The 14711-nt window shown below is 59.5% G+C and carries 13 protein-coding genes; 6 read left to right on the top strand and 7 right to left on the bottom strand.

Annotated elements, in window-relative coordinates:
- The first annotated feature begins 184 nt into the window (after positions 1-184).
- Positions 185-679 (top strand): SprT family zinc-dependent metalloprotease, encoded by a 495-nt coding sequence (locus AC4ANE_RS20120; protein WP_002554626.1) that lies wholly within the window; start codon positions 185-187, stop codon positions 677-679.
- 68 nt (positions 680-747) lie between these two features.
- Here AC4ANE_RS20120 and AC4ANE_RS20125 read toward each other — a convergent pair whose 3' ends face one another.
- The 4 genes from AC4ANE_RS20125 to AC4ANE_RS20140 form a co-directional block, all read right to left on the bottom strand.
- Entirely contained in the window at positions 748-2100 is a 1353-nt protein-coding gene (locus AC4ANE_RS20125; RefSeq protein ID WP_002554627.1) for a dicarboxylate/amino acid:cation symporter, read from the bottom strand.
- A 459-nt stretch (positions 2101-2559) separates the two neighbouring features.
- Positions 2560-3906 (bottom strand): ATP-binding protein, encoded by a 1347-nt coding sequence (locus AC4ANE_RS20130; RefSeq protein WP_002554628.1) that lies wholly within the window; start codon positions 3904-3906, stop codon positions 2560-2562.
- Positions 3903-4580, bottom strand: coding sequence for a response regulator (locus tag AC4ANE_RS20135; protein ID WP_002554629.1), 678 nt, complete (start codon positions 4578-4580; stop codon positions 3903-3905). The genes AC4ANE_RS20130 and AC4ANE_RS20135 overlap by 4 nt, the downstream gene beginning before the upstream one ends.
- A 27-nt stretch (positions 4581-4607) precedes the next feature.
- Entirely contained in the window at positions 4608-4958 is a 351-nt protein-coding gene (locus AC4ANE_RS20140; RefSeq protein ID WP_002554630.1) for a hypothetical protein, read from the bottom strand.
- Between the two features lie 172 nt (positions 4959-5130).
- Between AC4ANE_RS20140 and AC4ANE_RS20145 the strand changes: the two genes are divergently transcribed.
- Both AC4ANE_RS20145 and AC4ANE_RS20150 read left to right on the top strand, forming a co-directional pair.
- Positions 5131-5919 (top strand): dienelactone hydrolase family protein, encoded by a 789-nt coding sequence (locus AC4ANE_RS20145; protein WP_002554631.1) that lies wholly within the window; start codon positions 5131-5133, stop codon positions 5917-5919.
- A 273-nt stretch (positions 5920-6192) separates the two neighbouring features.
- Positions 6193-6918, top strand: coding sequence for a 4'-phosphopantetheinyl transferase family protein (locus AC4ANE_RS20150; RefSeq protein ID WP_002554632.1), 726 nt, complete (start codon positions 6193-6195; stop codon positions 6916-6918).
- Here the strand turns inward: AC4ANE_RS20150 and fhuF are convergent, their stop codons facing one another.
- The 3 genes from fhuF to AC4ANE_RS20165 are packed head-to-tail and all read right to left on the bottom strand — an operon-like array spanning position 6919 to position 10017.
- Positions 6919-7677, bottom strand: coding sequence for a siderophore-iron reductase FhuF (gene fhuF / locus AC4ANE_RS20155; RefSeq protein ID WP_002554633.1), 759 nt, complete (start codon positions 7675-7677; stop codon positions 6919-6921).
- Positions 7635-9245 (bottom strand): ATP-binding protein, encoded by a 1611-nt coding sequence (locus tag AC4ANE_RS20160; protein ID WP_002554634.1) that lies wholly within the window; start codon positions 9243-9245, stop codon positions 7635-7637. The genes fhuF and AC4ANE_RS20160 overlap by 43 nt, the downstream gene beginning before the upstream one ends.
- Positions 9246-9249: 4 nt before the next feature.
- Positions 9250-10017: a response regulator gene (locus AC4ANE_RS20165; protein WP_031597245.1), complete on the bottom strand. Its 768-nt coding sequence runs from the start codon at positions 10015-10017 to the stop codon at positions 9250-9252.
- 685 nt (positions 10018-10702) lie between these two features.
- Here AC4ANE_RS20165 and AC4ANE_RS20170 point away from each other — a divergent pair.
- From AC4ANE_RS20170 to AC4ANE_RS20180, 3 genes are all read left to right on the top strand, one after another.
- Positions 10703-13615 carry a ribonucleoside-diphosphate reductase subunit alpha gene (locus AC4ANE_RS20170; protein ID WP_002554636.1) on the top strand — a complete coding sequence of 971 codons (2913 nt, stop codon included), beginning with the start codon at positions 10703-10705 and terminating at the stop codon, positions 13613-13615.
- Between the two features lie 433 nt (positions 13616-14048).
- Complete coding sequence (locus AC4ANE_RS20175; RefSeq protein ID WP_080438558.1) at positions 14049-14294, top strand: hypothetical protein; 246 nt, start codon at positions 14049-14051, stop codon at positions 14292-14294.
- Between the two features lie 10 nt (positions 14295-14304).
- Positions 14305-14574, top strand: a complete 270-nt coding sequence (locus AC4ANE_RS20180; protein WP_031597244.1) for a hypothetical protein — start codon at positions 14305-14307, stop codon at positions 14572-14574.
- Positions 14575-14711: the final 137 nt, after the last annotated feature.

Genomic DNA, 14711 nt, shown 5'->3' on the forward strand with positions numbered 1-14711 from the left:
ATCCGCTGACGGTAGCTTGAGAAAAGCCGGGCATTTTACCTATAACCGACCTTTGGTTAAATATGCCGCGCGCGTGCTGTTCAGACTGGCAATCGCCCTTGATCAAAAACGACCACCGGGCGGCCAGCATTTTCAGAGCGTAGTCACATTGCGGCATACTTGGCGCACTGGAGAATCCTAAAGCATGCCCGACCAACTCAATTCACGCGTTGAAACCTGTTACCAACAAGCCGAAACCTTCTTCAAGCGCACCTTCAAACGCCCAGTGGTCAGTTTCCAGTTGCGCGGCCAGAAGGCTGGTGTCGCTCACCTGCACGAAAACCTGCTGCGCTTCAATCCGCAGCTCTACAAGGAAAACGCCGAAGACTTCCTGCGCCAGACCGTGCCGCACGAAGTCGCGCACCTGATTGCCCACCAGCTGTTTGGCGGCAGCATCCAGCCACATGGCGAAGAATGGCAACTGATCATGCGCGGCGTCTATGAACTGCCACCCAACCGCTGCCACACCTACGCCGTCAAGCGACGCAGCGTGATCCGTTACATCTACCGCTGCCCTTGCCCGGACAGCGACTTTCCGTTCACTGCCCAGCGTCACAGCATGGTTCGCAAGGGCCGGCGCTACCTTTGCCGCCGCTGCCGCGAGCCATTGGTGTTCAGCGGCGAGACGCGCACGGAATAACTCCCCAGACAAACGACAGGCATAAAAAAACCCATCCGAAGATGGGTTTTTTATGGCCTGACGGTTAATCAGACGGTTTTGGTGGTATTCACCGCACCGGCTGGAGTCGGGCCTTCGGCAACGCCGAGGTCGTCTTCAGGACGGGTTTCCAAAATGGCAGAGCCACCGGAAGTCAGCTCGGACTGCAGCTTGTCGGTGTCCAGCTCGCCGACCCACTTGGCAACCACAACAGTGGCAACAGCGTTACCGACCAGGTTGGTCAGGGCGCGGGCTTCGGACATGAAGCGGTCGATACCCAGAATCAGCGCCAGACCGGCAACCGGCAGGTGGCCGACAGCCGACAGGGTTGCAGCCAGAACTATGAAGCCGCTACCGGTTACGCCAGCAGCACCCTTGGAGGACAGCAGCAACACCAGCAACAAAGTGATCTGGTGGGTGATGTCCATGTGCGTGTTGGTCGCCTGAGCGATGAACACGGCAGCCATGGTCAGGTAGATCGACGTACCGTCGAGGTTGAACGAGTAACCCGTCGGGATAACCAGACCCACGACAGATTTTTTGGCGCCCAGACGCTCCATCTTGATCAGCATGCGTGGCAGGGCCGATTCCGACGAGGAAGTACCCAGTACGATCAACAGCTCTTCACGGATGTAACGAATCAGCTTGAAGACGCTGAAACCGTGAGCGCGGCAGATGGCACCCAGCACCAGCACCACGAACAGCGCGCAAGTAATGTAGAAGCAGATCATCAACTGACCCAGCTGCACCAGCGAGCTTACGCCGTAGGCACCGATGGTGAAGGCCATGGCACCGAACGCACCGATGGGCGCCAGCTTCATGATCATGTTGATGATGTTGAACATCACGTGGGCGAAGCGATCGATGAAGTCCAGAACCGGCTTGCCGTACGAACCCAGACGATGCAGGGCGAAGCCGAAGATCACCGAGAACATCAGGACTTGCAGGATATCGCCGTTGGCAAACGCGCCGACGATGGTGTTCGGAATCACGTTGAGGATGAAGCCGACGATGCTCTGATCCTGGCCGGCAGTGACGTAAGCCGCGATCTTGGATGCGTCGAGCGTGCTGACGTCGATGTTCATGCCGGCACCCGGCTGAACCACGTTGACCACGATCAGACCGATCAGCAGAGCGATGGTCGAAACGATCTCGAAGTACAGCAGCGCATAACCGCCGGTCTTGCCGACCGACTTCATGTTCTGCATGCCGGCGATGCCGCTGACGACGGTACAGAAGATGATCGGCGCGATAACCATCTTGATCAGTTTGATAAACCCGTCACCCAGCGGCTTTAGAGCCTTGCCGGTGTCCGGGTAGAAGTGACCGATCAGGATACCGATGACAATCGCAACGATTACCTGAAAATAGAGGGATTTGTAGATGGGCTGACGAGTCGTCATTGCAGTTTTCCTCAAGGGCGTCGTCGGCATCTTCACCTGATGCACGCGAGCCTATAAAGCGCTAACCCTCCTGCACTGGAGGGATTTGTTTTGTCGAGCTGCGCAAGGCAGGCCTCTGCCATGTAGATAGCAATAGGCGTGCCATAGAATCAAATAGCCATCAAAAACCCGCATTACAAGGCGCAGACGGGTAACGGTAGACGCAATCCGAAAAAGACGTGGCGGTTTTCCGCCGTATGGTGGGAAAAATGGGCACACAGTGGCGGGTATCCGCCGTCTTTCTGTGGTGACTGGAGTACCTGGTGACGCGCAGAGGTGTGACGCAGAGCGTCACGCACGGCATTCCCACGCTGGAGCGTGAGGAACGACAGGTGTGATAACACTATCGTGCCAATGCTCCGCGTTGGCATGCTGTTCTGGACGCTCTGCGTCCGCTCTTGACACTGGACGAACACACCCTCACTGCGCCAGGAAATGAATCCTGAACGCCGCGCCGCCCAGCGGGGAATCGCCCAGGGTCAGTTGTGCGCCGTAGCTTTCGATGATGTCCTTGACCACCGCCAGACCAATGCCTTGCCCAGGGTTCTGGCGGTCCAGGCGTTCGCCACGTTCAAGAATGCGCGCACGCTGGCTTTGCGGGACGCCGGGGCCGTCGTCTTCGATGCACAGTTCATCGCCGTCCGCTGAGCGGGTAAAGCTCACGCGTACTTCGCTCAGGCATAGCCGATAGGCGTTTTCCAGCAGGTTGCCGAGCATTTCCAGCAACGCGCCCTCTTCCATGTGCACCTGACAATGCTCCGGCAGGTCCAGCGTGGCCTTGACCTGTTTGTCGCGATACACCTTGTCGAGTGTGTTGCACAGGCTTTCGACCACAGGCCGCAGCATGACATGGTGCCGCACCAGACCGCTCTTGCGCAGGCTAGCCCGTTGCAGTTGATAGCCAATCTGTTGGCTCATGCGCTCGATCTGCGATTGCAGCACCCACGCCTGCTCGACATCTTCGGGGCGCTTGGCGATGTTTTCGCTGACCCCTTGCAAGACCGCCAGCGGTGTTTTCAGGCTGTGGGCCAGGTCATCCAGCGAATCACGGTAACGAATCCGCTGTTCACGTTCGCTGCGCAGCAGGCGGTTGAGCGAGTCGGTCAGACGCAGCAGTTCGCTGGGATGCTCCTCGCTCAGGCTGTCGCGCACGCCGGCTTCCACCTGATCCAGTTCCTGGCTCAAGCCGCGCAAGGCACGCAACCCCCAGGTCAGGCCCATCCACAGCAACCCGAGCAGCACCGCCAGTGCTGCGCCAAAGCCCAGATAGAGCTTGCGGCGCAAACCGTCGATGGTTTCCTGATAGCCGCGCAAGGGCTGCACGGCGACGATACTGAACGCGGCATTGCGCCCGCCGAGCAGCCGGATCTCGACGTCATAGACGAAATACTCATCGCCATTGATTCCCTTGATCTTGGTGAACTCGCTGCCCTGCCCGTCATACTGCGGGCGGTAGTCGATGTTCTCGCCTTCGGTGGACAGTGAGCGCCAGACCATCTGCCCCTGGCGGTTATAGATGTAGCCCAGCAGACGACTGCCCGGCAGGTTGAACTGTTCGCCCGGCAGCACAGACGGCATCAATAGATGGCCGTCTTCGACGCGCGCCGCAGAAATCATGGTGGTCACGTCGGAAGCCAGGCGTTGCTCTATCGCCCCGCGCAGCGCCAGGCTGAACGCCCCCTGCAAAGCAGGCAGCATCAGCAGCATGAAGATCACCGCCAGAGTGGCGGCACCCAGCATCAGGCGCAGGCGAAGCGAACGAATCACGTACAGCGCTCATTGAACAGGTAGCCCATGCCGCGCACGGTTTCGATAGGTTTGAACGCCACGTTGCTGTCCAGCTTGCGACGCAGGCGGCCGACCAGCACTTCGATCACGTTTGGGTCGCGCTCGTCGTCATCAGGATACAGTTGCTCCATCAGGCGCTCTTTGGGCACTACCTGCTGGTGATGGAGCATCAGGTATTCGAGGATGCGGTATTCGTAGGCGGTCAGCGCCAGCGGTTGTTCAGCCAGCGCGGCGTGCTTGCGATTGAGGTCCAGCAGCAGCGGGCCAGCCGTGATGGTGGACTGAATGAAGCCGCTGGAACGCCGCAACAAGGCGTTGAGCCGCGCTTCCAGTTCTTCGAACTGGAAGGGTTTGACCACGTAGTCGTCAGCGCCGGCCGCCAGCCCTTCGACCTTGTCCTGCCAATTGCCGCGCGCGGTCAGGATCAGAATCGGAAACGCCTTGCCCACTGTGCGCAACTGCCGAATCAGGTCCAGCCCACCGATGCCCGGCAAGCCCAGATCGATCACGGCCAGGTCGTGATTGAATTGCGTGACCTGATACAACGCTTCCTCAGCGTTGGCCACCGCTTCCACCACATGTCCCGCTTCGGTCAGACGGGTTCGCAGGTGGTGGCGCAGCAGCGCTTCATCCTCAACTACCAACAACTTCATGCAGCTCTCCCAGGCACAATCGCAGCCTCAAGACAAAGAATGAAACGACATCGTCGCATCAGTACTCAACAGGCGGGCGCTGACGGGCACGTGTTGTGTCACATCATAGCTGCCCAGCAGGATTTCGCGGCTGACAGGCACACCATTGTGAGTCCCTGTCAGGGTGCCGTAAACCGGCGGTGAATAAAGTGTGCCCACAGAAACATTGGTATGTGCCTGTTCCCCGAGCGCATGCCCCCAGCTGTTGGCGTCATCAAGCCTTTCGCTGGTCTTGCCGAACTCGATACGAGCCACGTCAAGCCGACCATCGCCCGCCTGCGCTGCGGCGCTGCCACCCAGAAAAGCCAAGGCCAGGAAAAACTTGTTGAGATTCAACATATCGACTCCTTTTGCGCTCGGGGACGCTGTCAAGGTACGGCCCAACAGTAATCGCGCCGGGCTGAACCCCGACTGAACACGCCATGAACCGGCGCTGAACAGTCATCTACACCGGATGCAGCGGAATCGGCTATGGTTGTTTGCGACCTCAAACTATCAAAAGGAGCTGACCATGCGTGTGTGGATTGCAATGATCATGATGGGCCTGACCGGACTCGCTCAGGCAGCTATCAAGACCGAGCAGATCGATTACAAGAGTGCCGACGGAACCAAACTGGTGGGTTACTACGCTTACGACGACGCGGTAAAAGGTCCACGCCCAGGTATTCTGGTGGTTCACGAGTGGTGGGGCCTGAACGACTACGCCAAGCGCCGCGCCCGCGACCTGGCTGCACTGGGCTATAGCGCCATGGCCATCGACATGTACGGCGAAGGCAAGAACACCGAGCACCCGAAGGACGCGATGGCATTCATGCAGGCTGCGCTGAAGGACAGCGATGCGGCTGACAAGCGCTTTGCTGCCGGGCTGGAGCAATTGAAGAAGCAACCTCAGACCGACCCGAAAAAAATTGCAGCGATCGGTTACTGCTTCGGCGGCAAGATCGTGCTGGACGCGGCGCGGCGCGGCGAACCGTTGCTGGGCGTAGTGAGCTTCCACGGCGCACTGGTCACCAATACCCCGGCCAAACCGGGCATCAAAGTGCCGATGCTGGTCGAGCACGGCGCCAAGGACAGCATGGTCACCGCTGAAAACGTTGCGGCGTTCAAAAAGGAAATGGACGACGCCAAGGCAGACTACAAATTCGTCAGCATCGACGGTGCCAAACACGGCTTCACCAACCCCGACGCCGACCGCCTGAGCCACGGCGACCACGGCGGCCCGGACATCGGCTACGACAAGGCTGCCGACCAGAGCTCCTGGTCAGACATGCAGGTGTTCTTCAAGAAGATATTTGGTTGAGTAACAGATGCTCCTTCTGCACGGAGCGTCGCACGATAGCTGGATTCTCGTTCCGCACGCTCCAGCGTGGTAATGCACGTCGCGACGCTCTGCGTCGCCAAGAGGACGCGGAGCGTCCGGAACGGCATGCGACGCAGAGCGACGCACGATAGTTACGATCATTCCGCACGCTCCAGCATGGGAATGCAGTTCTCGACGCTCTGCGTCGTCAAGAGGACGCGGATGTTACCAGTGCCCTTCCCTCAAACCCGTTCCCCCGGCAAAATGCCGCCCATGACTCAATTACCCGACCTCCCCGTCTGCTGCCCCGAACTCGTTCAGCACTGGCCGTTGCCGCATGCGCTGCCGGGCGCGGTGCTGGTCAGTGGGCGGTTCGATCCGCTCAAGCTGGTCGACGGCGACTTTCAGCGTTGTGAGCTGCAAATGCCGGCGAGCATTCAGCGTTCGGTGGCCAAACGTCAGACTGAATTCCTCGCCGGTCGTCTCTGTGCCCGCGAAGCCATGCGCCAACTGGATGGCCGTCTGCATGTTCCTGCTGTGGGTGAAGACCGTGCGCCAGCCTGGCCCGCTGATGTCTGTGGCTCGATCACCCACAGCACCGGCTGGGCCGCCGCTGTGGTGGCGCACAAGCGGCAATGGCGCGGACTGGGGCTGGACACGGAAAACCTGCTGAGCCATGAGCGTGCCTCGCGACTGGCCGGGGAAATTCTGACGGCTGCCGAGCTGGCCGACATGGCAGCAGGCGCGCAGGATCAAGTCGCGCTGCGCGTGACCCTGACCTTTTCGATCAAGGAAGCGTTGTTCAAGGCGCTCTATCCCATCGTGCAAAAGCGCTTCTATTTTGAAGACGCGCAACTGCTTGAATGGTCCGCCGACGGCAGCGCGCGCTTGCGCCTGCTCATCGATCTGTCCACTGAATGGCACGCAGGCAAGGAACTCGACGGCCAGTTCAGTGTGCTGGGTGATCATCTGTTGAGTCTGGTCGCAGTCGAAGGCTGATCAGCCGGGCAGCGGACAATGCTCGCAACGCCCGACCCACTCCACCCGATGACTCAGGCAGCACACACGACGTTGCCTGCGCGGCTCATCACCCTGCGCCTGCACAACATAACGCACCGCCTGAAACAGAGGATTGGCCCGCCCATCCGGCCTTTTCCTCTCGCTCAACAGCGCCAGCCCTGGCGCCAATGACACAGTGCTGCACGTGGCCAGTTGCACAAGACAGCCTTCCAGATAATCCCCCGCGCTGCTCCACAACACCGCGCAGGGCAGCCCGCCATAGGCGCTCAATGCGGCAATAAAGGGCTGCAGATTGTCATCAAGCAATCCGGCAAACTGTTGAAACGGATCAGCCGGAATGCCCCGCCAGGCCTCTCCCTCACCCGCCAAACGAACGCCATTCGGCAGGCCACGTTCATCCACTGCCAGTGCGACCTGCTCCAACGCCAACGGCCAATGCCAGCCATGCACCAGACTGGCAACCAGCACCGGCGGAATAACCTGCATGAAGTAAAACTTGGCCCATTGCGACACCAGCACCGGCAATTGGCTGGGCATCAACTGCGGCCCGTAAATGCTCAGCAGTAACTGATCAAGCCGCTCGGCTTGCAGCAGATCAGACAACGCCACTACAGGGCGCGAATCAGGGCGCGAATCATCTGCCGCCAGCAACGTCTGCCCGAAGCGCTCAAGCGGACCACTGAACAGCTGAGCACTCAACGCGGCACCTGCGTACGCGGCCAGGACAGGCTGAAACACGCGCCACCCAGGCTGGCGCTGCGCCCGATCAGCGCGCGACCTTCGTGCCAATGGATGATCCGCCGCACAATCGACAGGCCCAGCCCATGCCCGCCTGACGCTCGGGTGCGGCTGTCATCGATACGCATGAACGGCGTGAAAATCTGCTCCCATGCCTCTTCCGGAACGCCGGGACCGTCATCGTCCACATCGATACGGCACTGCTGCGCCTCCAGTCGATAACTGATACACACCTCGTTTTCCGCATGGCGCATCGCATTGCTCACCAGGTTCTGTACCGCACGATGCAGATAACGCGGTTCTGCCTCGACCCAGGCGGCTTCGCCCTCTTCAGAGGTCAAACATTCGCCCCGTGAAACCCGCACATCGGCGCGCAAGGGTGCCAGTTCGGCGATCACCTGATCGATCAGCGCATCCAGATCGACACGCTGGAAGTTCAGGGTCGGCGCGCCTTGCTCAAGGCGCGCGTAAGTGAGCATTTCATCGACCAGTTTGTCGAGGTCCTGAATATCGCTGTCCATGCCGCGCATGTATTTGCGCCGCGCCTCGGGAGTGGTGGCGTCGCTGACCATCTCCAGACCGAAACGCAAGCGTGCAACCGGCGTGCGTAGCTCGTGAGACACCGCGCGCACCAACTCGCGCTGGATCATCAGCGAGCGTTGCAGGTGCTCGGCCATGCTGTTGAACGCCGCCGCCACCCGCCCCACCGAGTCGGAACCCTCGGTCGGCACGCGGGTTTGCAGGCTGCCTTGGGCGATCTGCGTCGCTGCAGCTTCCAGCTCCAACACGCGCCGCTCCAGACGCCGCACCAGCAAGTACACCACCAGACCGATAAAACACAGGCCCATCAAGGCGATCACCAGCAGCCAGTGCAGCGGATAGGGGTTCATCTGATACAGCGGGCCGATTTCCAGCACCCAGTTGGTGTCGACGATTCCGGCCAGCACGCGGATCGAGTCGCCGCCCTTGCCCAGCGCCATCACCGTGTCGCCTTCATAGATGCGGCGGCGCTGGTCATCGTCCAGGTCAGCCTGGTCCAGCGCCAGTAGATGCAAGTCGAAACCAAAGCCCTTGTCGATGCGCAGGGCTTGCAGGCGTGCCGGTTGCTCATCGACCGGAAAGCGCACCAGCTCGTCGATCAGCAGGTAAATAGTGGCTCGCGCCAGTTGCTCGGTGATCTGCTGCACCTCGCCGCTCAGCAGCAGCGGTTCCTTGTCGCTCAACTGACGATAGACCCTGGCGGCGTGCGGGCCGATCTGCTCGACCACCACCTGCCCACGCGCCAGACGACCGCGCGCGCCGCTGTCCAGTCCAGCCTGCTCGATGCTTTGCAGGCTGAGGGGAATGCCCAGCAAGCGCTCCCAGATCGCCAGGGCGCGGCGCCGTTCGATGCCATCGAGCGGCACCAGATTGTCGGCCATCACCGTAAAGGTGCCGTGGGCCAGACGTTCGCGGTATTGCTCGCCGCGCGACTGATTAAGCACGTGCAGGGCGAACACGCCAAGCAGCGCGACCAGCACCAGTACGCCGAGCATGCCGCCGTAGATCCGCAGAAAGATCGAGTTCATAAGGTCAGCCGCTGAACACGTGGCCGCTCATGTCCTGCGCCGCTTCGGGCACAAACAGATAGCCCTTGCTGCGCACGGTCTTGATCAGACGCGGGTGGATGGGGTCGTCGCCGATTTTCGGGCGGATGCGTGAGATACGCACATCGATAGAACGATCCTGCCCGTCATAACCCACACCGCGCAGCGCAGTGAAGATTTCCTCGCGGGACAGCGTGCGCCCGGCATTGGCCACCAGCAGCCACAGCAGGTCGAACTCGGCGCCGGTCAGCTCGATGCTCTGCTCGCGCAGCCAGGCCTCGCGCAGGGCGTTGTCCACCACCAGCGGGCCGAACACCAGCCGCCGCAGCTCTGCAGCAGGCACCTGTGGCGCTTCACTGCGGCGCAGCAAGGCATGAATACGCGCCAGCAGCACGCGCGGATGCACCGGTTTGCAGACGAAATCGTCAGCCCCGGTATCGAGCCCCTGAATATGATCGGTGTCATCAGTGCGCGCGGTGAGCATCAGAATCGGCCCGTCGTAACGGTCACGTACCGAGCGACAGATACTGAAACCGTCCTCGCCGGGCAGCATCAGGTCAAGAATCACCAGATCCGGCTGTTCGGCAATGATTCGCGCTGCCGCCAGCGCGCCATTGCCCTCAATACTTACGCGCAGGCCGTTGTTGTGCAGGTAATCGCTGGTCAGCTCGGCCAGTCGCTGGTCATCTTCGACAATCAGTACATGCCAGGTGTGTGGCTCCAAAGCAACCTCCCCTTGTTGTGATTGACCCATTGTTGTTATTCAAAACAAGGGTTGCGGCACCGCGTCGCAGGCGAGTGTAGCAACCGCCGCCCGCCTCGCACGACACCCGACGCGGCTTAGCACATCACATGCCAGACAGGTCTTGCAGCAGCGTTTTTTTGTGATAGGGTTCGCGCCCTCAAAAATCAGCAACCTGTCGCCAGTACCTACAGAAATCGGTGACAAACGGTCACGATCCAGTAGTTATGCGGCCTACACGCATGGTGTGCGATTCATACACAAACTACACACACTTTATCCACAGGCGGTGCGTTGCAATTCATGTCCAAAACGCATTATCTTGTAGCCCGGCGACGAGACACACCCTACATGTGGGGTTTTTCGCAAAAACACCAGCACAACTCAAATGGGAAATTCAAGCATTTTTGTTGCGTCTGAGGGGTTGAACTTCAAGCCGGTTTAGGCACCCAAACCGCTCGCGCTTGAGCCAGAGCCATCCCGTATACGTTTTGCAACATCGAACACGCATTCTTCATCAGATTTTCAAAGGATCGGGCACAGCCCGGTCCTTTTTGGCTTCAAAACCTGGAAGCGGCTGTACCTCCCGCTTCCACCTTCGTTTTGGAGCCCCTGAGTCGCCTTTTGCGACTTACTGCTCGAAACGAAACGGTGGGCAGCAATGCCCGAACAAACTTAAAGGAACGTGGAGTCACACATGCAAACAGACACAACTCGCGAGAACTCGCCGACCGGCGCGCCGCAGGCCAGCCAGACCCCACAGGACCTGTCTGCCACTGCTCCCGGTCAACTGCGCGTGATCAAGCGTAACGGCACTGTCGTTCCTTACACGGATGACAAGATCACCGTTGCCATCACCAAGGCGTTTCTTGCAGTTGAGGGCGGCAACGCTGCCGCCTCGTCGCGCATCCACGACACCGTTGCACGCCTGACCGAACAGGTCAGCGCCACGTTCAAACGGCGCATGCCTTCGGGCGGCACCATCCACATCGAAGAAATCCAGGATCAGGTCGAACTGGCGCTGATGCGTGCCGGCGAGCAGAAAGTGGCTCGCGACTACGTCATCTACCGCGATTCGCGCGCCAAGGAGCGTGCCGTTCGTGCCCCTGAAGATCAGGTCCAGGCTCACCCGTCGATCCGCATCACCCTCGCCGACGGCAGCTTTGCGCCGCTGGACATGGGTCGCCTGAACACCATCGTTACCGAAGCGTGTGAAGGCCTGGCTGAAGTCGACGCCAACCTGATCCAGACCGAAACCCTGAAAAACCTGTATGACGGCGTGGCGCTGAAAGACGTCAACACCGCACTGGTCATGACCGCACGTACCCTGGTCGAGCGTGAGCCGAACTACTCGTTCGTCACCGCCCGCCTGCTGATGGACACCCTGCGCGCCGAAGGTCTGGGTTTCCTCGGTGTCGCCGACAGCGCCACCCACCACGAAATGGCCGACCTGTACGCCAAGGCGCTGCCTGCCTACGTCGCCACCGGTATCAAGTTCGAACTGCTCAACCCTGTGCTGGCCGAATTCGACCTCGAAAAACTCGGCAAGGCCATCAACCACGAGCGCGATCAGCAGTTCACCTACCTGGGCCTGCAAACCCTGTACGACCGTTACTTCATCCATAAGGATGGCGTGCGTTTCGAACTGCCGCAGATCTTCTTCATGCGCGTGGCCATGGGCCTGGCAATCGAAGAGAAAGCCCGTGAAGACCGCGCCATCGAGTTCTACAACCTGCTGTCGTCGTTCGACTACATGTCCTCGACCCCGACGCTGTTCAACGCCGGTACCCTGCGTCCACAGCTGTCCAGCTGCTACCTGACCACCGTGCCGGATGACCTGTCGGGCATCTACCACGCGATCCACGACAACGCCATGCTGTCCAAATTCGCAGGCGGCCTGGGCAACGACTGGACGCCGGTTCGTGCGCTGGGCTCGTACATCAAGGGCACCAACGGCAAGTCGCAAGGCGTCGTACCGTTCCTGAAAGTGGTCAACGACACCGCCGTTGCGGTCAACCAGGGCGGCAAGCGCAAGGGCGCTGTCTGTGCCTACCTGGAAACCTGGCACATGGACATCGAAGAGTTCATCGAGCTGCGCAAGAACACCGGTGATGATCGTCGTCGTACCCACGACATGAACACCGCCAACTGGATCCCTGACCTGTTCATGAAGCGCGTCTTCGACGACGGCCCGTGGACCCTGTTCTCGCCATCCGAAGTACCGGACCTGCACGACCTGACCGGCAAGGCCTTCCAGGAGCGTTACGAGTACTACGAAGCGCTGACCGAATACCCAGGCAAGATCAAACTGTTCAAGACCATCCAGGCCAAGGATCTGTGGCGCAAGATGCTCTCGATGCTGTTCGAAACCGGCCACCCATGGCTGACCTTCAAGGACCCGTGCAACCTGCGCAGCCCGCAGCAGCACGTGGGCGTGGTTCACAGCTCGAACCTGTGCACCGAGATCACCCTGAACACCAACAAGGACGAGATCGCGGTCTGCAACCTGGGCTCGATCAACCTGCCGAACCACATCGTCAACGGCAAGCTTGATACCGACAAGCTCAAGCGCACCGTCGATGTAGCAGTGCGCATGCTCGATAACGTTATCGACATCAACTACTACTCCGTGCCGCAGGCCAAGAACTCCAACCTGCGCCACCGTCCGGTCGGCCTGGGCATCATGGGCTTCCAGGATGCGCTGTACCTGCAACACATCCCGTACGGTTCCGATGCTGCGGTGCAGTTCGCCGACACGTCCATGGAAGCCGTCAGCTACTACGCCATCCAGGCGTCCTGCGACCTGGCCGACGAGCGCGGTGCCTACGAGACGTTCCAGGGTTCGCTGTGGTCCAAAGGCATCCTGCCGCTGGATTCGCAACAGATCCTGATCGAGCAGCGTGGCGAGAAGTATATCGATGTCGACCTGAAGGAAACCCTGGACTGGGCGCCGGTTCGTGCCCGTGTGCAGAAAGGTATCCGTAACTCGAACATCATGGCCATCGCACCGACCGCCACCATCGCCAACATCACTGGCGTGTCGCAGTCGATCGAACCGACCTATCAGAACCTCTACGTGAAATCGAACCTGTCCGGCGAATTCACCGTGATCAACCCGTACCTGGTTCGCGACCTCAAGGCTCGCGACCTGTGGGACTCGGTCATGATCAACGACCTGAAGTACTACGACGGTTCGGTACAACAGATCGAGCGCATCCCGCAGGAGCTCAAGGAGCTTTACGCGACTGCTTTCGAAGTGGACACCAAGTGGATCGTCGACGCGGCAAGCCGTCGTCAGAAGTGGATCGACCAGGCTCAGTCGCTGAACCTGTACATCGCTGGCGCTTCGGGCAAGAAGCTGGACGTGACCTACCGCATGGCCTGGTACCGTGGTCTGAAAACCACCTACTACCTCCGTGCCCTGGCCGCGACCAGCACCGAGAAGTCCACCGTCAACACCGGCAAGCTCAACGCAGTATCGAGCGGCGGCCACGGCCCGGACGACTCGGCGATCACCGCCCCACGCCCAACCGAAGCAGCACCGGCCGGCCCGGCCCCAGTGCCAAAGGCTTGCGCAATCGACGAGCCGGATTGTGAGGCTTGCCAGTAAGAAAGTAACTGCGGTGCCCCTGAGAACGGGGCACTTGCTTAGAGCTCTTCTCAAGTCCGAAAAATTCATCACACAGCAGAGTGGATAGAACCCGAAAGACAATCACGAAATGAAACGATTGAAAGATGGACAGTGAAAGCCATGGCCTAGCCTAGATGGTTATACCTAGAAATCTCTCAATATGAGTTAGGCACGCTGAAAAATGGTGCTTTTCTGAAGAGTCCGAAGCTGGACAAGGTGATGGAGAAGCTAGCGAGCGATTGCGCAAAAGTTGTGGAGACCCAACGCAATCACCCGCTCCGTCCAGAGCCATGCAATACGAATGCCCCCAAAGGACGTGCATTGAGCCAAATACAGACCTTCGCGTCAATGGCTCCCTGCTCGGCGGTCTCCTTTGGGTGTGAAATTTTATTTAATCCAAAGGAGCTCCCTTATGGGAACCAACACCAAAGTGACATCCGTATCTTTAGCACACCTAGCCTCTGAGACCCTCCGGTCATCTAGTACCTCGGCCATAGCCAAGAGTTTGGCAGCATCGGCTCTAGCTCAAGCGAGCTCAGGCAAGCAGACGGGCGAGAGAATGGAGCATATCGCAGGAAATGTGCTGCAAAGCGATAAATACAGCCAAACGAGCAAAGCCCTCGCGGCATCGCTTGTTTCACAATCCCCAAAACGCTGAGGACGCCATAATGAAAATCAACATGGCACACGTCAAAGAGCGTTCTACTACTGGTACATGGATTAATTTTGCGGTGTTCGACGCGAAAGCCATCAATGGGGACAACGATAGTCTGCTGGCACAGCTTACAGCCGCCGCTCGCAACGCTGGACTACGTGTTGATCAGTCCGCCCTTGCGTACAAAGTAGGTGCTGGCATCCGATTTTTTGGATCGCCCCACCTTGTGAACTATCTATCCGCATCTGGGCTTCCACGCTGGACACACAAGCTCGACGCTTGAATTTATCCTCCCCGACATACATTGCCGGGGAGGACTTTCCGCCCAGCTGAAGGCCAGAGCTGATTCCTCTTACGACATCAGCAATCAGCCCCCCTCCAACACTCTTCATTTTTTAGCTACACTGACACCTTAACGAA

The sequence above is a fragment of the Pseudomonas sp. Pme6b genome (assembly GCF_058129925.1).